Below are 18019 nucleotides of genomic sequence, written 5' to 3' on the forward strand. Positions count from 1 at the left end.
TAAATCGTGGAAAAGCTTGCCTCCGTGCCGAGAAATTGATAGGCGGCCCGAGATTGAAGCAGATTGATTCTGCTGCAAACCCTTATTTATGGCTTTTACACCAATTCAGGCCAGAAGAAATTGCTTCTGGTCCGCTACGAAATTTGAACGGAGTTACTCAGTCTTATGCAAATCATGGTTCGCGACAATAATGTCGATCAGGCCCTCCGGGCGCTCAAGAAAAAGTTGCAGCGCGAAGGCGTCTATCGCGAAATGAAACTTCGCCGCCACTATGAGAAGCCTTCTGAGAAACGTGCTCGTGAAAAGGCTGCTGCGGTGCGCCGTGCCCGTAAAATGGACCGTAAGCGGATGGAACGCGACGGCCTGATTTAAGCGCTTCAGCATCACAACTAGAAGGTAGCCTATCGATGTCTGTTACGACCGTTCCAATTCATCCCATTAAAAAGGGCTCCCTGACCAAAATCTGGATCGGCGTTCTGTTCATTGCTGTTGCGGCGATGGGAATTGCTTATGCCGGCACTCAGGATGTTGTTGTGAATGGCGCGTCCAATGAACAGTTTCTCGCTGCCAATGCGGGAGAAGATGGGGTTATCACAACCGAATCCGGCCTTCAGTATAAAGTGATCAAGCCCGGCGAAGGCACTTCGCCAACGCTAACAGACACAGCACTGGTCAAATATGAAGGCACGTTGCGGGACGGCACGGTCTTTGATGCCAATGAGCAGACCCCGATGCCGGTTGGCGGCGTCGTACCTGGTTTCTCCGAAGCGCTGCAACTGATGCAGAAGGGCGGAGAATATCGTATCTGGATTCCGTCAGACCTCGCCTATGGCGAAGCATCCCCGGGTGAACAAATTCCCCCGAACAGTCTGCTGATGTTTGATATCACTTTGCTAGACTTTATTACCGCAGAGCAAATGGAAGAGCTGCGGCAGCAAATGCAAGCACAAGGCGTACCTGGCGCTCCCGGTGCCCCTGGCCGTTAGACGATCGGCTTGGTTCCATTTCGGAGAATAGTTCGTGGGTAACGACCGCTCTCAACTCGATATTGATAGACCATCCTTGCCGATCAAACCCTTCGGTTTCGGACTGCTATTCGGCGTCATTCTAATGGCCGTGCTCGCCGCGGCAATTCCGGAAAAAACCAGTCCGACAGAATTTGCTCAAGCCGGGTGGGAAAAGTTTTTCCCGCCGCCTGGTAACGCGGAATTTCTGATTGAGAACGGAAAACAGGCGGATGTCGTAACAACGCAATCCGGCTTGCAATATAAAGTCATCAAGCCGGGTGAAGGTGATTCGCCTACGGCTACGGACACTGCTTTGGTCAAATATGAGGGGACGTTGCGGGACGGCACGGTCTTTGATGCCAATGAGCAGACCCCGATGCCGGTTGGCGGCGTCGTACCTGGTTTCTCCGAAGCGCTGCAATTGATGCAAAAGGGCGGAGAATATCGCCTCTGGATTCCTTCAGATCTGGCATATGGCGAAGCATCTCCCGGCGAGAATGTTCCGCCCAATAGCCTGCTGATTTTCGATGTGACTCTGCTGGATTTTATCACCGCCGAGCAGATGGAAGAATTGCGGCAGCAGATGCAGGCACAAGGTGTCTCCGGCGGACCGCCCCCTGCTCCTTAAAAATTGCCGAAGTTGCGTTAAGCGCGTTCGGCTTGGGCGACCGCTTCAGATGCCCGCAGCGCAGACAATATCCGCATCAGATGATGGACATTGTGAACTTCGAGATCTACATCAAACGTATGGAACGGCCCATCGCGGTGTGAGAGGCGCAGGTTCAAGATATTTGCGTTGTGAAAGCCGAAAATCCCAGCCATCTCGGAAAGCGTTCCCGGCTTGTTGTGCAGTACGACGCATAGCCGTGCTGCCGCGCCATCGCTTTCCGTGCCCCAGCTGAGGTCCACCCAATCCGCATCCACACCATCGGCCAGCGTATGGCAATCGATGGTATGCACTTCTACATTTTCACCGCTACGGCGCAGCCCGACGATGCGATCACCGGGCACAGGATGACAGCATTCTGCCAGGTTAAAGGCAACGCCTGGCGTCAGGCCCTTGATTGAAATCGCACGATCCTGTTCAGGCCATTGGCGCTCGTCGTCATTGTCGTGGACACTGCCGGGAACAATGGCTTCCATCACCTCGCGGTCGCTTAGCTGGCGGGTACCAATTGCGATCATCAGATCATCGGTCTCCGGCATGTTGAGTCGATTTAGAGCCGCCTTGATCGCCCGCTTACCAATTTTTCCGGGTAGTCGTTCGATGATTTCTTCATAGAGCTCTGTGCCGATTGCGACCATCTCATCACGTTCCTTGAAGCGCACATTTCGTCGGATGGCCGCTCGTGCCTTGCCGGTGATGACAAAAGAGAGCCAGCCCGGTTGTGGTTCTTGCCCTTTGGATTTCAGAATCTCTACAACGTCGCCATTTTGCAACTGGGTCCGCAATGGGACATGCCGACCATTGACCTTTGCACCCACCGCCTGATTGCCGAGATCGGTGTGCACGGCATAAGCAAAATCAACGGTGGTCGATCCTCGAGGCATTTGCAGCAAAGTGCCTTTAGGCGTGAAAGCAAAAATGCGATCCTGATACATTGCAAGCCGGGTGTGCTCGAGCAGCTCTTCTGCATCTTCCGCTTGGTCGAGAATCTCGATCAGATCCCGAATCCAGCCAGCCTGGCCGTCGGGTTGATTGCCCTGCTTATAGGCCCAATGTGCGGCGAGCCCATATTCATTGTCTTCGTGCATGCGCTGCGAACGGATTTGAATTTCCACCCGCATATTATTGCCGTGCATGATCGTGGTGTGCAGCGACTGATAGCCGTTGCGTTTTGGCGTCGAAATATAGTCTTTAAACCGGCCCGGCACCATTTTCCAATTGTTGTGTAGGATGCCCAGCGCGCGATAACATTCTGTACTATTGTCGGTGACGACCCGGAAGGCCATGATGTCGGTCAGCTGCTCAAAGCTGACATGCCGTTCCTGCATTTTTCGCCAAATGGAATAGGGGTGTTTTTCCCGACCGCTGACCTCAGCTACCAAACCACCACTTTCCAGAGACTTCTGGATTGACTGGGCTATTTTATCAACCTGGCCCTCGTCCCCTTCCTTGATAGCCTGCAACCTCTTCGTGATGGTTTCATAGGCTTCGGGTTCCATGTTTTGAAACGCCAACAATTGCATCTCGCGCATATATTCGTACATGCCCACTCGCTCGGCCAGCGGAGCGTAGATATCCATTGTCTCATGCGCGATCCGGATCCGCTTTTCTTCACTTTTGATGAAGTGCAAAGTCCGCATATTGTGCAGCCGATCCGCAAGCTTGACCAAAAGAACCCGGATATCATCGGACATGGCGAGTAGGAATTTGCGGAGGTTTTCGGCGGCACGTTCATTGTCGGTTTGGGCTTCGATCTTGGAAAGCTTGGTTACGCCATCGACCAGCCGGGCGATTTCCTTACCGAATAATTTTTGGATTTCTTCTGATGTGGTCAGCGTATCTTCCACGGTATCGTGGAGCAAAGCAGTGACAATCGTCTGCTGGTCCAGTTTGAGGTCGGTCATCAAACCGGCAACTTCGATTGGATGGCTGAAATAGGGGTCGCCGCTGGCACGTTTCTGGCTGCCATGCTTTTGCACAGAAAAAACATAAGCCCGGTTGATCAGATCTTCATCTGCATCGGGATCATAGGATCGCACCCGTTCCACCAGTTCATATTGCCTGAGCATTCAGGGAAGATGTCGGGCTTTCGAGGCTGGGGCAACAAAAAAGAGCGCCGAAGCCAGTTCTAATCTTCTGAGGTTGGAAGATTAGTCTGACTTCGGCGCTTAGGCTGACCGGTGGGGGCCGTTACATTGGCTGCTTTTTGGGAGCATTGGGCCGGTCAGGAGGGGGTTGCTAGATCAGTTGTTGCACTTGGCAATGGCTTCGGGGTCAAATGCTTTGCCTTTATAGGCGAAGCTTTCGACCGGACCGAATTCATCGACCAATTTGGCGCAGATCGTTCGGGGTGATGAGCTGCTTTGTGCACCGATACATTCTGTGCCAGCACAGCGGATGACGGTGCCTCTGATTATTTCCTGCGCGGCTTGCACCGGTGCCTGCAATTCCGCGGTATAGGCGATCGGTGTGCCGCGCGCTTCGGCTGTCGTAGCGGTAAACAGCGTGAGCGAGGTCATCGCAGCAACACAGAAGATCATGGAAGAACGAAGCGGGCTTTGGGAGAGAAGCATGATAATTCCTTTCGTATCAGTTGGTTTTGTGGTCCCCGTTCGGGCAACCAGCAGGGAGAAAAATTTCGTTTGCAATATCAGTTGCGAATCAATACTTAGATTAATAGGTTTTAAGTTGCAACTAAAAACTTATATTTTTTTCGCACTCATCGGAAAACTGGTTTAGGAATAGGGTCATGGACAAAATTAGAGAAAATCTATCGAGCCTGGCGGACGATGAGTGTAGTTTACCCATATCTTTGGAAGTGATCGGTGAGCGCTGGTGCTTCATGATATTGCGTGCCGCACTGAATGGCGTTGGGCATTTTGAAGATTTCCTGTCTGAAATTGGCATTGCCCGGAATATCCTGGCCAATCGGCTTACCCGGATGGTGGAAGCGGGTATTATGACGCGTCGTCCCTGTGACCATGACAAGCGTAAGGTTGAATATCGGCTTACCGACAAGGGACAAGGCTTACTGCCCACCATGATTGCGCTCCGGCAATGGGGCGAAAAGTGGGAGACCGGCGTACCTTCCAATCCAATATTGTGCGATTCGCGTGATCGCCAACCGATCGGCGAGATCACGATGCGGGCGCATGATGGCCGGGTTCTCGAAATGGATAATCTGTGCTGGATAGATGAATCTGAATTGAAATCCGATTCAGATCGCAGCAGTCGCGATGACATGGTTGTTCGTCATCTTAAAGAAATCGGCGAATCTTCGGTGGCCTAAAGCCTGTTCGATATCCTTTCTTCCCGTCCGGCTTGTGGAATTTCGATTCTCATCGACCGGGCATCATTTTCTGACATATTTGTTCAAATGACAGGCGATTCTTTCCCAAGCGGCATTGCCCCGCTATAGATAGCAAGATGGCCGTTATGGAAATCCGTCCCCAGCCGTTTTTTGGCAACAAGAATCGGGCATTTTGGAACCTGCAATCCGCAGGTTGGGCCGGCGCGCTTATTCTGCGCGCGGTCGGCGGCATCTCCAATGGACTGCCGCTGAGCTTCCTGGTCCCCGTGATCATATCCACCATCACCGGCTATTCCATCTCTCTGCTTTTGTCGGTGGTGTACAAGAATCTGATTCACCGCCGACCGATTGTCACGTGGAGCATAACGGCGGCGATCCTGGCGGTGGCGGCTTCCCTCTACGCCTTCATCGATGCCTGGGTTTTCCTTATCCAAAATCCAGCGACGGAAACCGCGTTTGGTACCCTGTTTCTGGGCTCTCTGTTTCTGGGTATCATGTTGCTTGGGGCCTGGTCGGCGCTTTATTACGCCATCAATTTCTTCCTTCGGGTGGAAGAACAAAATGATCAATTGCTGCAGTTGGAAGCGCAGGCAACGCGCGCGCAGCTTGCAATGCTGCGATACCAACTCAATCCGCATTTCCTGTTCAACACGCTGAACAGCATCTCCACGCTGGTGCTGCTCCGGCAGACCGAACCGGCCAATGCCATGTTGTCTCGTTTGTCCTCATTCTTGCGTCACACGCTGGTCAATGAAGTGCACAGCCGGGTGACGTTGGCCCAGGAAGTGGAAACCCTGCATCTGTATCTCGATATCGAGAAAATGCGTTTTGAAGAGCGGTTGCGATCGAATTTTGATATTGATCCCGCGGTTCGCGATGGCCTGTTGCCATCATTGCTACTCCAGCCGTTGGTCGAGAATGCCATCAAATACGCGGTGACGCCGCAAGAAGACGGGGCTGATATCCTGGTTGCTGCCCATCTTGACGGGGACAAATTGCGCATAACCGTCTCGGATACCGGGCCAGGAAAGAACAATGCCTCAGTCGGAAAAACAGATTCCACCGGTGTTGGACTTGGCAATATTCAGGAGCGATTAAACCGGGCTTATGGAGAAATGGCAACGTTCGAGACGCAGTCGTCCCCGGGCGAAGGCTTTTCGGTCTTCATCGCTTTGCCATTCGAAACGAGAGAGCAGATCGAACGGGAAGCTGCAGACGATTCTGCAACAGACGAACAAGTAAGAAACGAGACAATTTTTGGGGAGCATGCATCCAGTGATGACCATCAGCGGGAACCGGTGAATACGCCGGCGATGGCATCGTTTCAGCATAAGGATTTAAAAACATGACGATCAGGACCATATTAGTCGATGACGAAAAGCTGGCGATCCAGGGTTTGCAGATCCGGCTCGAGAAATTTGATGATATCGAGATAGTCGACACTTGCCGCAATGGCCGGGAAGCGATTCGCAAAATCAAGACATTGAAACCCGATCTGGTGTTTCTCGATATCCAGATGCCAGGGTTTGACGGCTTTTCAGTGGTCCAGGGGATCATGGAGATTGAGCCACCCATGTTTATATTCGTGACGGCCTATTCAGAACATGCCGTCCGCGCTTTCGAGGCCGAGGCGATAGATTATCTGGTGAAACCGGTCGAAGAAGATCGGCTGGCTGATGCAATAGACCGGGTCCGCAAGCGGCTTTTGGAAAAACGGGGCGCAGACGAGATAGAAAAGCTGAAATCGGTGCTCAACGAAGTGGCACCCGGTGCGATGGCCGATATGGACGAATCGGAAGAGCCCGCAGCCGCCAACCGCTATGAGAAGTTGATCAACGTGAAAGATCGTGGTCAGATTTTCCGGGTGGATGTCGATACGATCGAACGCATTGATGCGGCTGGCGACTATATGTGCATCTATACGGCGGACAATAGTCTGATTCTCCGGGAAACGATGAAAGATCTCGAGAAGCGCCTGGATCCCCGGCATTTTCAGCGGGTGCACCGTTCGACCATCGTCAACCTCAGCCAGGTTAGAGAGGTGAAACCGCACACCAATGGCGAATGTTTCCTGGTGCTGGGTTCAGGAGCGCAGGTAAAAGTCAGTCGCAGCTACCGCGACGTTGTGGCGCGCTTCGTTCACTAGAGTCTAGTTTCGGCGGCTCTGGAAAAATTCTACAAGCAATTTCGCGGAAATATCTTCTGCTATTCCTGCATAGACTTCCGGTTTGTGATGGCAGGTTGGCGATTCGAAGAATTTGACCCCGCTATCGACCGCGCCACCCTTAGGGTCATCCGCTCCGAAGTAGAGCCGTGCAATGCGGGCATGGGCGATGGCGCCTGCGCACATGGTACATGGTTCCAATGTGACCCATAGATCGCAACCTTCGAGTCGATCATTGCCAAGAAACTGCGTCGCCTGCCGAATCGCTACCATCTCGGCATGGGCAGTGGGATCATTGTCGATGCGGGTGCGATTATGGCCCCGGCCAATGATTTTATCATCTTTCACGATCACCGCGCCTACTGGCACTTCCCCGACAGCGATGGCCGCATTGGCCGATTTTAGCGCGTCGTCCATGAAAGAGGTGAATTTTGTTGCTACCATCGCTAAGGATTAGCGGGGAACCGACGGGAAGGCCATAGTCAGACGTATCGTGCAATTTGGCCCCGATATGCTTGACGCATGGACTGATTGAGGTTAGGGGACCGCTCTTTCCCGCTGGGAATCATTCAATAACAAAAAATTGGACTAAGCGATGTCGCGGATTTGCGAACTGACAGGTAAGACTCGGCTGGTAGGCAATAATGTGTCCCACGCCAAAAACCGGACCAAGAAGACATTTTTGCCCAACCTGCAAAATGTAACCCTTTTGTCCGACACACTCGGCAAAGGTGTGAAACTGAGGGTTTCCACCCATGGTCTGCGTTCAGTGGAACATGTCGGCGGCCTCGACAATTGGTTGCTAAAGACCAAAGATGATAAGCTAAGCCTGCGGGTCAAGCGCCTCAAAAGGGAAATCGTGAAAAAGCAGGCACCTGCCGCTTAAGCGATCAATCTTTTTCGAATGTTGAAAAGCCGGGGTTCGCTCCGGCTTTTTCATTTTTGCCTCTAGAGTCGCGCTTTTTCTGAGCAGTCTTCCCCTTCAGCAGTTTGAATTTGAGGAACAGCGTTTCCTGCAGCGGTGAAAAATTGTCATCCGAGGCTATCCAGATGATCTTTTCCTTACCGTCCTGCGTGACAGCCAGAGCTTCCATATTATCAACTTTCAACGGCGGTTTCAGAGTAGCGATCTGGGTGGATGTCGCTATCTCCCCCGGTTGGAAATCCTCAAGCTGAGCGATTGACAATATCGCAGACATCCCATCGAGCGGCGTGAAGCGCCGGTGTAGCATCAAAGCGGAACTATCATCGAGCATGGTAGCGTCCGTTAGCTTGTAGCCCTTTGGGGGCTTATATCCGAAGCGGACTGACTGGCTTTCCGGATTGGACGGGTCGATATCAAATATTAGTGCCTGATAGCCGCCTTCCGAATGTTCTGCCGATTCCGAAAAGACTAGAAAACGGCCATCGTTCAATCGGAGCATGGCTTCTGCCCCTCCATTTTCAGGCCATTTTTGCATCGCTTTCGGATAATGTGCGGATTCTTTCCGCGCAAAGGACGGGCCGTAGCGCCAGATACTATGTTGATGCTCATAGCTGACCCAGAATTGGCTCGTTTCAGGATCGTGAAGCAGGGATTCGGAATCCCAATTTTGCTCTGCAAATTCATTGGGCTTTGCCGGGCCGTCTGGCAGGGGGGCAATGAACGGACGAACCGCCTGATGCTTATCTTCATCGAAGGTAAACCCGACAAGCGAGCCATTGTCGCTGAGCATCAAGAAACGGCTGTCCGGTAGTGCTAGCATGGATGATATGCCACCGAAGGCCGCATTGTCGCTGGTAATTTTCCAGCCCCCAAGAAACTTGAGGCGACCAACCTTGGTGCGGTTTGCGTCCTTTGCATCGAGAGCAATTGGTTCGAGTTTGATATATTGGCTATCGTTAGCCGGCGGTGCGGGCCCGCGTACATAAGTGACCGGCACGAGAAAAAATAAAAGCGATAAACAAGCAAACAAGCGGATCATGGTGCTGCCCATAACCGATAAGTGGGTTCAAACATATTCTATTCTGGACGCTCGGGCGCTACCTGCGCTAGATGACTGGCAATCTGTCAAGGAAGCCCGAATATGAAAAAAATCTACCCGGATGCAGCCGCCGCTCTCAGCGGTCTTTTGTTCGATGAAATGCATCTTTGTGTTGGCGGCTTCGGCCTGTGCGGGATTCCGGAAAGGTTGATCGACGCGATTCAGAGTGACGGAGTCAAGGGCCTGACAATTGCATCCAACAATGCTGGAGTTGATAATGAAGGTCTCGGTAAACTGCTTCGCTCGCGGCAGGTGAAAAAAATGATCTCTTCTTATGTGGGCGAGAATAAGGAATTCGAGCGTCAATTCCTCTCCGGTGAGCTTGAAGTTGAATTTTGTCCGCAAGGCACTCTGGCTGAACGGTGCCGCGCTGGCGGAGCCGGTATTCCAGGTTTTTACACAAAGACCGGCGTTGGCACGCAGGTTGCCGAAGGCAAGGAGCATAAGGATTTTGATGGAAGCACCTATATCCTGGAACGCGGCATTTTTGCAGATCTATGCCTGATCAAGGGCTGGAAAGCAGATAAGGCAGGCAATCTGATGTTCCGCAAGACTGCGCGCAATTTCAACGCACCGATGGCAACCGCAGGCAAGATCTGTGTTGCCGAGGTTGAAGAGATTGTCGAAGTGGGGGAACTGGATCCGGATTGCATCCACGTGCCGGGTATATATGTCAAACGACTGATCAGCGGTGCACCTTATGATAAGAAAATCGAATTCCGGATGACACGGGAGCGCGAAGAAGCCTGATGACTCGCAGGCCCCTGTCCCTGATCGCATTGGCTACTCTGCCATTGCTCTCCGGTTGCGTGGCAGCATTGTTGCCGCTCGCGGCTTTCGGGACTATCGGCAAGCAACAGGTGGATCGCATCAGGGCCAAGCAGGAACTGGTCTCAGCAGGTGCCATTGATCTGGCTATGCCGGTTGGTACTGTCACGATCAGCCCCCACGTCGATGTCATAGATGCTCTGATCGATGCGGATGAGAAATTCTCCGGACAAGGCGGCTCTCTGGATGTTGTAGAAGCTGGCATTGATCGTGATGTGGCTGATTACAGCTCGCGTTTCTCTGGCCCCTTGGGACCGGGAACTTCGCCTTATGCCGATTTCGTTGCACATGCTTTGAAGCAATCGGCCAGACAGCAAGCGGGAGAAGGCGTTGAATCGGTGGTGCTGATCCCGCGCGTCGATATCTTCAAACCGAAAACAATAGGATGTGCAGGCAAGCCATTGGCTGTGGCGATTGATCTGGATGAGAAGAATAGCCAAGATTGGATGGAAGCCGAGACGCTTTATCGGCAAAATGGCCTGGTTGAAATATTGCAACGTCTGCGCGCCGCCGAAATCAGTGTGATTTGGTTGTCTGATCAACCTGTAGCGGCATCGCAGAAAATATCGGCCATTCTGAACGAAGCTGAATTTTCGCACTCCGAATCGGATGATTTCCTTTTCCTGGACCGCGGCGGGGATGATCGCAAACAGGTTCGGCGCTGGGATGCTGCGCGCAATTATTGCATCGTTGCCATAGCAGGCGACGACCGCGCAGATTTTGATGAGCTATATGACTATTTGCGGGATCCCGATGGCGCAATCACGTTAGAGAATATGTTCAACAATGGTTGGTTTATAACGCCGCCGCCTCTGGTGGAAGCCACCGACGCAATAACGGCAAAGCCCGAAGATAAAGAAGGATAGATATGCCCTGGACTCGTGATGAAATGGCCGCTCGGGCGGCGCAGGAACTGCAGGATGGCTATTATGTGAATCTTGGAATTGGCATCCCGACGCTGGTTGCCAACCATATTCCCGAGGGCGTTGAGGTCACGTTGCAAAGCGAGAACGGGATGCTCGGCATCGGCCCATTTCCTTATGAGGACGAGATTGATGCCGATCTGATCAACGCCGGCAAGCAAACGATCAGCGAGCTGCCTTCTTCAAGCTATTTCAGCTCATCCGACAGCTTTGCGATGATTCGGGGCGGGCATATTGACTTGACCGTATTGGGAGCGATGGAAATCGCTGAAAATGGCGATATTGCCAACTGGATGATCCCCGGGAAGATGATCAAAGGCATGGGCGGTGCCATGGATTTGGTCGCGGGCGTGAAGCAGATTATCGTTGTCATGGATCATTGCGCGAAGGACGGGAGTTCCAAGTTTATTCCCGCATGCACATTGCCGCTAACCGGCACCAACGTGGTCGATATGATCATAACCGATCTTTGTGTTTTTCGGCGCAAGGATCATGACAGCCCTTTCCAGCTGATCGAACTAGCTCCGGGCGTCAGTGCAGAAGATGTCGCTGCGAAAACGACTGCGACATATGAATCTGCACTTTAAATATCGAACGTGAGAAAATTTCTCGCGCTGCTGTTCGGGGTTGCCGCACTTCTGCTTGTTGGCTGGTATGGCTATCGAACTCTCGTTGAACAGCAGGTCGGCTTTCCTCTGTCAGCGCTCCTCGAGCCAGAGCGAAAATCGTCATTGCCCACCGAACCGGACGACTGGCAGGGCAAGATCGACTATCGCAATCTCGACCGCGACTTTGCCGCTATGGCGGCGCGCCCGGAAATGGCCGGATTGGCTATTGCGATTGTCGAGGATGGCGAGATCCGCTTCGTGCGGACATATGGTGTAACGGACAAGCGCAGCGGAGAACCAGTGACACCGCAGACGGTGTTCCGTTGGGCGTCGGTATCAAAAGGTGTCGCTGGCTCACTGGCCGCAAAATTGGCAACAGAAGGCACGCTTAATCTCGAAGCCCCGCTCAGCGGCTGGCAAACGTCTCTGCGGCTTCCGAAAAGCGCAGAGATGCGAATTTCCCTAGCCCAGTTGCTGTCACACCAGACCGGTCTCACCAAAAATTCCTATGACAACAAGCTGGAGGATGGAGAAAGTCCAAGCTTGCTGCGTGGCCAGCTTTCGGTGGCGCCTTTGAAGTGCGAGCCAGGCACCTGCCACAGCTATCAGAATATCGCTTTTGATGCGGTTAGCGAGATATTGGGACAGGCGACGGGAACATTATATTCCGGCGCGGTGCGAGAGCAGCTTTTTGGCCCTCTGGGCATGAGCAGCGCACAATTTGGACGGATAGGGCTCACCGGCGCAGAAAGCTGGGCGCGGCCTCATCGTGGCGATGAAGTGCTAACCCTGTCGGAATCCTACTGGCGGGTACCGGCTGCTGCCGGCGTTAACAGTGATATTGTCGACATGGCGCGCTGGATGCGCGCTCAGATGGGTGTTGATGAACCGATATTGTCCCGTGAGACGATCGCAATCGCTCAGGCACCATTGGTAAGGACGGGGCGGGTTTATGGCGGCGACCTCGCACGGGCTCTTACAACACCATCTTACGGACTGGGTTGGCGTAGTTTCAACTATACTGGCCGGCAATTGGTCGGACATAGCGGGGCGGTGGATGGCTATCGGGCGACAATGATATTCGATCCCGCTGCCCGCACGGGCGTGGTCGCGATGTGGAACAACGGCTGGGGTAGGCCTTTCACCATACCTTTCGCGGTGCTCGATAGCTATTATGGTCAGTCCGTGAGCGATTGGCTTGATTTGTCAGAGGTGCCTTTGCCAGCTCCGCCAACTGATGTGCCTGCTTTATCGAACTGACTCTGGCTGGCGGCAATGGCGCGATTCGCCCATGATTTTCTCTCGTCTTCCGCAACAATCTCGAAATTGGGCACCTCGATGTCGATATCGACATGTGGTCCAAGCAGGGAAACGAGCTCTTTTAGCGGGAACACGCCTTCGCCGGGTATCATCCGGTTCATGGCTTCTGGAACATAATCATCTGACCGTCGAAAATCAGGACCATCGCACAGCTGGACATAGCCGATGATTGCCGGATCCACGGCTTTTAGATGATCCAACGTGCCGCCAGTGCGGAAAAGATGGAGCGCGTCTATCGCTATCTTCAGATTGGATTTGTTCATCCGGTCGTGCAGCGCGACGGCGGCATTCAGACTGTTGCATCCATGTGCAAAGCCGGTAAATTCGAGACCAACTTCCAGCCCGTTGTCATTGGCCATTTCGCACAAATCAAACAGCTGATCTTCCGCACGTTGCCGAGAGGTGTCGTGAATATGGGTCACCAGTCGCTTGGCGCCGAGCTCTGCGGCCAAAGCGATCGCTGGCAGATAATGCGAAACATCTTGCCCATTCATGACCGGAAAATATTCAGCGTTGATGACTCGCACATCATGCTGGCGCAACAGATCTTGAAACGACTTCACCTTGGCTGCCCCGACTATCGGGAACATATTCCTGCCATTTTCGTCGGTTGGTGTAGCGGTGAACAGGCAAACCCGATCGAGCCCAGCTTTGGCGGCAAAGCGCACGAGGCCTTCCGGTCCGCCGTCCATCATCGTGATCTGATGCAATGCGAGTTTGTGCATGATCCAACTCTAGAACAGCAAGGCGGTGTTTTGCCATTGGATTTCGGTCTTGCGGGCTAGTCAATATGCTAGGCTGTATGCTCCTCCACCATCCCTATGTATTCGGAGGCATAGCCGATCACAGAATCGCGCAAAGAGGATGAAGATATGACGGAAGAAGAGATTATTTCCATTGGCGATGTGGTGCGTTTTCACGCGCAGGAACAGCCGGACACGGTCGTCTTCACCTTTGAAGGTGATGAGATGACCTATGCTGCCCTGGATAGCGGAAGCAATCGAGCCGCACAGGCATTGGCCTCCAGAGGTGTCAGCAAAGGCGATCGGATCGCCTATATGGGCAAGAACAGCCATCTCTATTTTGAAATATTGGTCGGAGCCGCCAAATTGGGCGCCGTCATGGTTCCGGTCAATTGGCGACTGGCGCCGCCTGAAGTGGCCTATATCCTGAACGATAGTCAGGCAAAAACTCTCTTCATCGGCCCTGGTTTTGATGATCTTGTGCGCAAGATCCAAGACCGTCTGGAACATGTCGAACTGATATTGGGCAGCGAGAAGGCCGAAGGTAACTTCGCCGCCTATCCGGACTGGCGAGACGGTTTTGATCCAGTCGACCCCTTGACGCCTTGCGCGGAAGAAGATGACGCGCTGCAGCTTTATACATCGGGAACGACAGGTCATCCCAAAGGCGCGATCATGACGAGTGGATCGATTTTTTCATCGCGCAGTGCTGGTCTTACCGAGGACGATCTGATGGATTGGCAGAAGCCGATACCGGGCGAGATCACTCTGCTCGCTATGCCTTGTTTCCACATAAGCGGCACCGGCACAGGACTGGCTGTGATGTTCAGCGGCGGCAGCGCTATTGTTCTGCCGGAATATGATCCGACGCAGGCTCTGGATCTGATCGAACAATATACGATTTCGAAGATCTTCATGGTTCCGGCAGCGATCCAGATTCTGCTCAATCATCCGCGGGCCAAAGAAGTCGATTTCTCAGATCTCAAATATATCACCTATGGTGCCTCGCCCATCCCGCTCGAGTTGATGAAGCAGGCCATGGATGTGCTGGGCTGCGGTTTTGTCCAGATGTACGGGATGACCGAAACAAGCGGCACTATCACGACGCTCAATCCCGAAGATCATGACGTGAACGGCAACGAGAAAATGCGGTCTGTGGGGACGCCTTTGCCGGGGGTCGAGATCAAGATCATAGATCCGGATACAGAAAAGACATTGCCACCGCGCACGATTGGCGAAATCGCAACGCGATCGGCCAAAAATATGAAAGGCTATTGGAACCGGCCGGATGCCACAGCCGAAACGATCGACGCCGAAGGCTGGTTGCGCACCGGAGATGCTGGCTCTCTTGATGAGGACGGCTATCTCTATATTCAGGACCGGCTCAAAGACATGATCATTTCGGGTGGAGAAAATGTCTACCCGGCGGAGGTCGAAAACGCGATCTACGCCAATCCAAAGGTTGCCGACGTGGCGGTCATCGGGATTCCTGACGAAAAATGGGGGGAGGCGGTCAAAGCCTGTGTTGTTGTCAAAGCGGGTCAAGAGCTGACCGAAGCCGAATTGATCAGCGATGCTCGCGAGCGGATTGCCGGTTTTAAATGCCCGAAATCGGTTGATTTTATCGATGCTTTGCCACGCAATCCTTCGGGCAAGATTTTGCGCAAGGATCTGCGGGCACCTTATTGGGAAGGCAAAGACCGGGCGGTAAACTGATTTTTGGGATAGAGGACGCAATATGACAAATCTGGTGCTCCGCGAAGATCAAGATGGTTGGGCGCTTCTGACGCTCAATCGTCCGGATAAGCTCAATGCTCTGACCGTCGCGATGTTTCGAGAGTTGCGAAGCCATGTTGCGGATTTGCGCAAAGATAAAAGCATCGCTTGTGTCGTGCTGCGCGGAGCAGGGAAATGCTTCTCAGCTGGCCACGACTTGGGTGACATTGCCGAGGGTGAGGCGGTGCCGTCCGCCGGTTGGCATTCCGAAACTTTGCGCATGTTGGAAAAGCTCCCTCAGCCGGTTATCGCCGCGGTACATGGCCATTGTTATACAGGCGCGCTGGAAGTGGCTCTGGCAGCAGATTTCATCCTCGCGGCTGACTCCGCTCGTTTTGGCGACACTCATGCAAAATGGGCGCTGACCCCGGTTTGGGGAATGAGCCAGCGTCTGCCACGCCGGGTTGGGATCGCGACCGCGAAACGCCTGATGTTCACCGCTGACATGATCAATGCCGATGAAGCTATGCGCATAGGATTGGCGGAAAACGTGGTACCGCTCGAGGATTTCGATAGCGAGGTTGCGACATTGGCTCAGAAGATCGTTGCCAATTCGGGCTTCTCCCATGCCGCGAATAAGCGCCTCTTGGAGGCAACCGATGGGGGACCGATCGACGCAGGCCTACAATGGGAAGTGATGGAAAGCGAGGGCCATGGCCCCGACATGCACGAACGAATTGCAGCCTTTATGGGCAAAGGCAAATAGGCTCGCGCTAGTTTAAGCGAGCGTCTCCATATCAATCACAAACCGGTATCGGACATCCGATTTTTCCATCCGGTCATAGGCGTTGTTCACATCCTGCATCGCGATCATCTCTATCTCTGGAAGGATGTTTTCCTCGGCACAGAAATCCAGCATTTCTTGCGTTTCGGCAATGCCGCCAATGCCTGATCCGGTGAGGATCCGCCGGCCCAGAAGATGGCCGCTGTGCATTTCCGGAAGGACACCGATAACGCCGACCAACACCTGGGCGCAGTCGATTTTCAACAAGGGCATATAATGGGTTACCGGGTGCGGAACCGGAACGGTGTTCAATATCATATCAAAGCTGTTGGCAGCGGCCTTCATCGCGGCGCGGTCAGTCGATAATAATATATTTTTTGCGCCCAAAGCTCGCGCGTCCGGGAGCTTGTCTTCGGTGCGGGTCAAGACCGTGACCTCTGCGCCCATTGCAGCGGCAAGCTTAACTCCCATGTGCCCGAGACCACCAAGGCCGACGACCGCCACTTTGCTACCCGGTCCGACGTTCCATTGTTTGAGCGGAGAATAAGTGGTGATTCCGGCACAGAGCAAGGGAGCTGCCGCGCCCATGTCCAGGCCGTCGGGAATGCGTAGGACAAACTCCTTGCGCACAACGATCTTGTCAGAATAGCCACCGTGGGTGATGCTGCCATCGCGGCGGTCTTTGCCGCCATAGGTGCCAGTCATGCCGTTCAGGCAATATTGTTCCAGGCCTTGCGCGCAATGATCACATTCGAGGCAGGCATCAACCATGCAGCCTATGGCAACACGGTCGCCTTCTGCAAAGTCGCTGACATCTTCGCCAACCGCTCTGACATGACCAACAATTTCATGACCCGGGACCACCGGATATTTGCTTCCACCCCAGTCATTGCGAGCGGTGTGCAGGTCTGAATGACAGATGCCGCAATGCGATATCTCGATCAGAACATCATCGTTCCGCAGGCCCCGGCGGTTGAATGCAAAGGGTTCAAGCGGCTGATCCGATGCATGGGTGGCATAGCCTTTGGCGGAATATTCGTTGGTCTGCTTGTCGGTCATGATCATGCCTTTAAAACAAAATCGGGTTCCGGCGGATAAGCCGGAACCCGGGAGACGAAGCATTGCTGTCTATATTGCTCCGCATCAAGTGCGGGGCAGAAAGCGCTTAGAATTGGACGCGTTTGGTGAAGCCACCATCGATCACGAGATGCGCGCCTGTCGTGTAGCTTGATGCCGGGCTGGCAAGGAAGACGACGCTGCGTGCGACATCATCAGCATTGCCGAAGTCACCCAAAGCAAAACCCGCTTTGGTCATTTCGTAAAACTCCGGCATACCGGCTTCGATCTGTGACCAGTTGCCGCCTGGGAATTTGATCGGTCCAGGGGACACCATGTTCACGCGGATGCCCTTGGGCCCCAACGACTGGCTGAGTTGGCTGCCAAAGGTGATCAGCGCGGCTTTCATCGCGTTAAATGCCTGTGGTGCGACAAAGGTTTCAAATGCGGCGGTGGAGGACATGAAGATCACGCTGCCATCGTCGGATTTTTCGAGATGCGGTTCGAGCACTTCCATCGCCTTGACCGCGCCGATAATATCGGTCTGGAAAGTGACTTCCCAATCGCCGGTAGCGCCAGCGCCAGACGAGCTAACGTTATGAATGAAAATATCACAGCCGCCGAGATCGCCGGCAGCTTTTTCAAGCCACGCGGCATAGCCATCAATATCGGTCATATCCAGCGCATCGGCGACAACCTTGCCGCCATGGGCTTCCAGTTCGCCTTTTGCAGCTGCGACTTGCTCAGCATTGCGGGAGAAAAATGCAACATCTGCGCCTTCTTTGGCGAAATGCTCCAGCGCTGCGCGCCCGAGGCCCCGGCTTCCGCCGGTTAGAATGACTTTTTTGCCCTTGAGTCCTAAATCCATT

At 53.5% G+C, this 18019-nt stretch carries 20 protein-coding genes; 13 read left to right on the forward strand and 7 right to left on the reverse strand.

The window, feature by feature from the left end; translation table 11 throughout:
- The first annotated feature begins 165 nt into the window (after positions 1-165).
- From rpsU to ABJV08_RS04285, 3 genes are read left to right on the forward strand one after another with little or no spacing between them, the layout of a single operon-like run.
- Positions 166-372, forward strand: coding sequence for a 30S ribosomal protein S21 (gene rpsU, locus ABJV08_RS04275; RefSeq protein WP_067197663.1), 207 nt, complete (start codon positions 166-168; stop codon positions 370-372).
- A gap of 35 nt (positions 373-407) precedes the next feature.
- On the forward strand, positions 408-986 hold the full coding sequence (locus tag ABJV08_RS04280; RefSeq protein WP_348041375.1) for an FKBP-type peptidyl-prolyl cis-trans isomerase: 579 nt from the start codon (positions 408-410) through the stop codon (positions 984-986).
- 34 nt (positions 987-1020) lie between these two features.
- Positions 1021-1635 (forward strand): FKBP-type peptidyl-prolyl cis-trans isomerase, encoded by a 615-nt coding sequence (locus ABJV08_RS04285; protein ID WP_348041373.1) that lies wholly within the window; start codon positions 1021-1023, stop codon positions 1633-1635.
- 17 nt (positions 1636-1652) lie between these two features.
- Here ABJV08_RS04285 and ABJV08_RS04290 read toward each other — a convergent pair whose 3' ends face one another.
- The gene (locus tag ABJV08_RS04290; protein WP_348041371.1) at positions 1653-3743 is read right to left on the reverse strand and encodes a bifunctional (p)ppGpp synthetase/guanosine-3',5'-bis(diphosphate) 3'-pyrophosphohydrolase; all 2091 of its coding nucleotides are present in this window, start codon (positions 3741-3743) and stop codon (positions 1653-1655) included.
- A gap of 174 nt (positions 3744-3917) precedes the next feature.
- Positions 3918-4247 carry a hypothetical protein gene (locus ABJV08_RS04295; RefSeq protein WP_348041369.1) on the reverse strand — a complete coding sequence of 110 codons (330 nt, stop codon included), beginning with the start codon at positions 4245-4247 and terminating at the stop codon, positions 3918-3920.
- A 176-nt stretch (positions 4248-4423) separates the two neighbouring features.
- Here ABJV08_RS04295 and ABJV08_RS04300 point away from each other — a divergent pair, with 176 nt between their 5' ends.
- From ABJV08_RS04300 to ABJV08_RS04310, 3 genes are all read left to right on the forward strand, one after another.
- Positions 4424-4963 (forward strand): helix-turn-helix domain-containing protein, encoded by a 540-nt coding sequence (locus ABJV08_RS04300; RefSeq protein WP_348041368.1) that lies wholly within the window; start codon positions 4424-4426, stop codon positions 4961-4963.
- Between the two features lie 137 nt (positions 4964-5100).
- On the forward strand, positions 5101-6333 hold the full coding sequence (locus ABJV08_RS04305) for a histidine kinase (RefSeq protein ID WP_348041367.1): 1233 nt from the start codon (positions 5101-5103) through the stop codon (positions 6331-6333).
- Positions 6330-7130, forward strand: coding sequence for a LytTR family DNA-binding domain-containing protein (locus tag ABJV08_RS04310; RefSeq protein ID WP_348041366.1), 801 nt, complete (start codon positions 6330-6332; stop codon positions 7128-7130). The genes ABJV08_RS04305 and ABJV08_RS04310 overlap by 4 nt, the downstream gene beginning before the upstream one ends.
- A 3-nt stretch (positions 7131-7133) precedes the next feature.
- On the opposite strand, the gene tadA is transcribed toward ABJV08_RS04310, so the two are convergent.
- Positions 7134-7565 carry a tRNA adenosine(34) deaminase TadA gene (tadA, locus tag ABJV08_RS04315; RefSeq protein WP_348041773.1) on the reverse strand — a complete coding sequence of 144 codons (432 nt, stop codon included), beginning with the start codon at positions 7563-7565 and terminating at the stop codon, positions 7134-7136.
- 178 nt (positions 7566-7743) lie between these two features.
- On the opposite strand from tadA, the gene rpmB reads away from it, so the two are divergent.
- A complete protein-coding gene (gene rpmB, locus ABJV08_RS04320; RefSeq protein WP_348041364.1) occupies positions 7744-8034 on the forward strand; it encodes a 50S ribosomal protein L28 in 291 nt (96 codons plus the stop codon).
- 4 nt (positions 8035-8038) lie between these two features.
- Here rpmB and ABJV08_RS04325 read toward each other — a convergent pair whose 3' ends face one another.
- On the reverse strand, positions 8039-9112 hold the full coding sequence (locus ABJV08_RS04325; RefSeq protein ID WP_348041362.1) for an esterase-like activity of phytase family protein: 1074 nt from the start codon (positions 9110-9112) through the stop codon (positions 8039-8041).
- Positions 9113-9214: 102 nt separating this feature from the next.
- Here ABJV08_RS04325 and ABJV08_RS04330 point away from each other — a divergent pair, with 102 nt between their 5' ends.
- Genes ABJV08_RS04330 through ABJV08_RS04345 form a run of 4 tightly spaced genes read left to right on the forward strand, consistent with a single transcriptional unit; the run spans position 9215 to position 12791 of the window.
- Complete coding sequence (locus ABJV08_RS04330; RefSeq protein WP_348041360.1) at positions 9215-9922, forward strand: CoA transferase subunit A; 708 nt, start codon at positions 9215-9217, stop codon at positions 9920-9922.
- Entirely contained in the window at positions 9922-10866 is a 945-nt protein-coding gene (locus tag ABJV08_RS04335; RefSeq protein WP_348041358.1) for a hypothetical protein, read from the forward strand. Before ABJV08_RS04330 ends, ABJV08_RS04335 begins: the two co-directional genes overlap by 1 nt.
- A 2-nt stretch (positions 10867-10868) precedes the next feature.
- Positions 10869-11510, forward strand: coding sequence for a 3-oxoacid CoA-transferase subunit B (locus ABJV08_RS04340; protein ID WP_348041356.1), 642 nt, complete (start codon positions 10869-10871; stop codon positions 11508-11510).
- Between the two features lie 9 nt (positions 11511-11519).
- Positions 11520-12791: a serine hydrolase domain-containing protein gene (locus ABJV08_RS04345; RefSeq protein WP_348041354.1), complete on the forward strand. Its 1272-nt coding sequence runs from the start codon at positions 11520-11522 to the stop codon at positions 12789-12791.
- Here the strand turns inward: ABJV08_RS04345 and ABJV08_RS04350 are convergent.
- Positions 12710-13576 carry a TIM barrel protein gene (locus ABJV08_RS04350; protein WP_348041352.1) on the reverse strand — a complete coding sequence of 289 codons (867 nt, stop codon included), beginning with the start codon at positions 13574-13576 and terminating at the stop codon, positions 12710-12712. The genes ABJV08_RS04345 and ABJV08_RS04350 overlap by 82 nt on opposite strands.
- 147 nt (positions 13577-13723) lie before the next feature.
- Here ABJV08_RS04350 and ABJV08_RS04355 point away from each other — a divergent pair, with 147 nt between their 5' ends.
- Both ABJV08_RS04355 and ABJV08_RS04360 read left to right on the forward strand, forming a co-directional pair.
- A complete protein-coding gene (locus ABJV08_RS04355; protein ID WP_348041350.1) occupies positions 13724-15310 on the forward strand; it encodes a fatty acid--CoA ligase in 1587 nt (528 codons plus the stop codon).
- A 22-nt stretch (positions 15311-15332) separates the two neighbouring features.
- Complete coding sequence (locus ABJV08_RS04360) at positions 15333-16076, forward strand: enoyl-CoA hydratase/isomerase family protein (RefSeq protein WP_348041348.1); 744 nt, start codon at positions 15333-15335, stop codon at positions 16074-16076.
- Positions 16077-16088: 12 nt separating this feature from the next.
- On the opposite strand, the gene ABJV08_RS04365 is transcribed toward ABJV08_RS04360, so the two are convergent.
- Together ABJV08_RS04365 and ABJV08_RS04370 are read right to left on the reverse strand one after the other, a co-directional pair.
- Positions 16089-17153 (reverse strand): NAD(P)-dependent alcohol dehydrogenase, encoded by a 1065-nt coding sequence (locus tag ABJV08_RS04365; protein WP_348041346.1) that lies wholly within the window; start codon positions 17151-17153, stop codon positions 16089-16091.
- Positions 17154-17259: 106 nt separating this feature from the next.
- Positions 17260-18018, reverse strand: coding sequence for an SDR family oxidoreductase (locus ABJV08_RS04370; protein WP_348041344.1), 759 nt, complete (start codon positions 18016-18018; stop codon positions 17260-17262).
- Between the last annotated feature and the right edge of the window lies 1 nt (position 18019).

This window comes from Parasphingorhabdus sp., from assembly GCF_039982395.1.
Lineage (GTDB): Bacteria > Pseudomonadota > Alphaproteobacteria > Sphingomonadales > Sphingomonadaceae > Parasphingorhabdus.

Bases quoted from the DNA above. Each gene is read 5' to 3' on its own strand.
- tadA (WP_348041773.1), bottom strand. From the start codon at position 7,565: ATGGACGACGCGCTAAAATCGGCCAATGCGGCCATCGCTGTCGGGGAA.
- ABJV08_RS04295 (WP_348041369.1), bottom strand. From the start codon at position 4,247: ATGCTTCTCTCCCAAAGCCCGCTTCGTTCTTCCATGATCTTCTGTGTT.
- ABJV08_RS04305 (WP_348041367.1), top strand. From the start codon at position 5,101: ATGGCCGTTATGGAAATCCGTCCCCAGCCGTTTTTTGGCAACAAGAAT.
- ABJV08_RS04310 (WP_348041366.1), top strand. From the start codon at position 6,330: ATGACGATCAGGACCATATTAGTCGATGACGAAAAGCTGGCGATCCAG.
- ABJV08_RS04300 (WP_348041368.1), top strand. From the start codon at position 4,424: ATGGACAAAATTAGAGAAAATCTATCGAGCCTGGCGGACGATGAGTGT.
- ABJV08_RS04355 (WP_348041350.1), top strand. From the start codon at position 13,724: ATGACGGAAGAAGAGATTATTTCCATTGGCGATGTGGTGCGTTTTCAC.
- ABJV08_RS04370 (WP_348041344.1), bottom strand. From the start codon at position 18,018: ATGGATTTAGGACTCAAGGGCAAAAAAGTCATTCTAACCGGCGGAAGC.
- ABJV08_RS04365 (WP_348041346.1), bottom strand. From the start codon at position 17,153: ATGACCGACAAGCAGACCAACGAATATTCCGCCAAAGGCTATGCCACC.
- ABJV08_RS04325 (WP_348041362.1), bottom strand. From the start codon at position 9,112: ATGATCCGCTTGTTTGCTTGTTTATCGCTTTTATTTTTTCTCGTGCCG.
- ABJV08_RS04330 (WP_348041360.1), top strand. From the start codon at position 9,215: ATGAAAAAAATCTACCCGGATGCAGCCGCCGCTCTCAGCGGTCTTTTG.
- ABJV08_RS04360 (WP_348041348.1), top strand. From the start codon at position 15,333: ATGACAAATCTGGTGCTCCGCGAAGATCAAGATGGTTGGGCGCTTCTG.
- rpmB (WP_348041364.1), top strand. From the start codon at position 7,744: ATGTCGCGGATTTGCGAACTGACAGGTAAGACTCGGCTGGTAGGCAAT.
- rpsU (WP_067197663.1), top strand. From the start codon at position 166: ATGCAAATCATGGTTCGCGACAATAATGTCGATCAGGCCCTCCGGGCG.
- ABJV08_RS04335 (WP_348041358.1), top strand. From the start codon at position 9,922: ATGACTCGCAGGCCCCTGTCCCTGATCGCATTGGCTACTCTGCCATTG.
- ABJV08_RS04340 (WP_348041356.1), top strand. From the start codon at position 10,869: ATGCCCTGGACTCGTGATGAAATGGCCGCTCGGGCGGCGCAGGAACTG.
- ABJV08_RS04350 (WP_348041352.1), bottom strand. From the start codon at position 13,576: ATGCACAAACTCGCATTGCATCAGATCACGATGATGGACGGCGGACCG.
- ABJV08_RS04280 (WP_348041375.1), top strand. From the start codon at position 408: ATGTCTGTTACGACCGTTCCAATTCATCCCATTAAAAAGGGCTCCCTG.
- ABJV08_RS04290 (WP_348041371.1), bottom strand. From the start codon at position 3,743: ATGCTCAGGCAATATGAACTGGTGGAACGGGTGCGATCCTATGATCCC.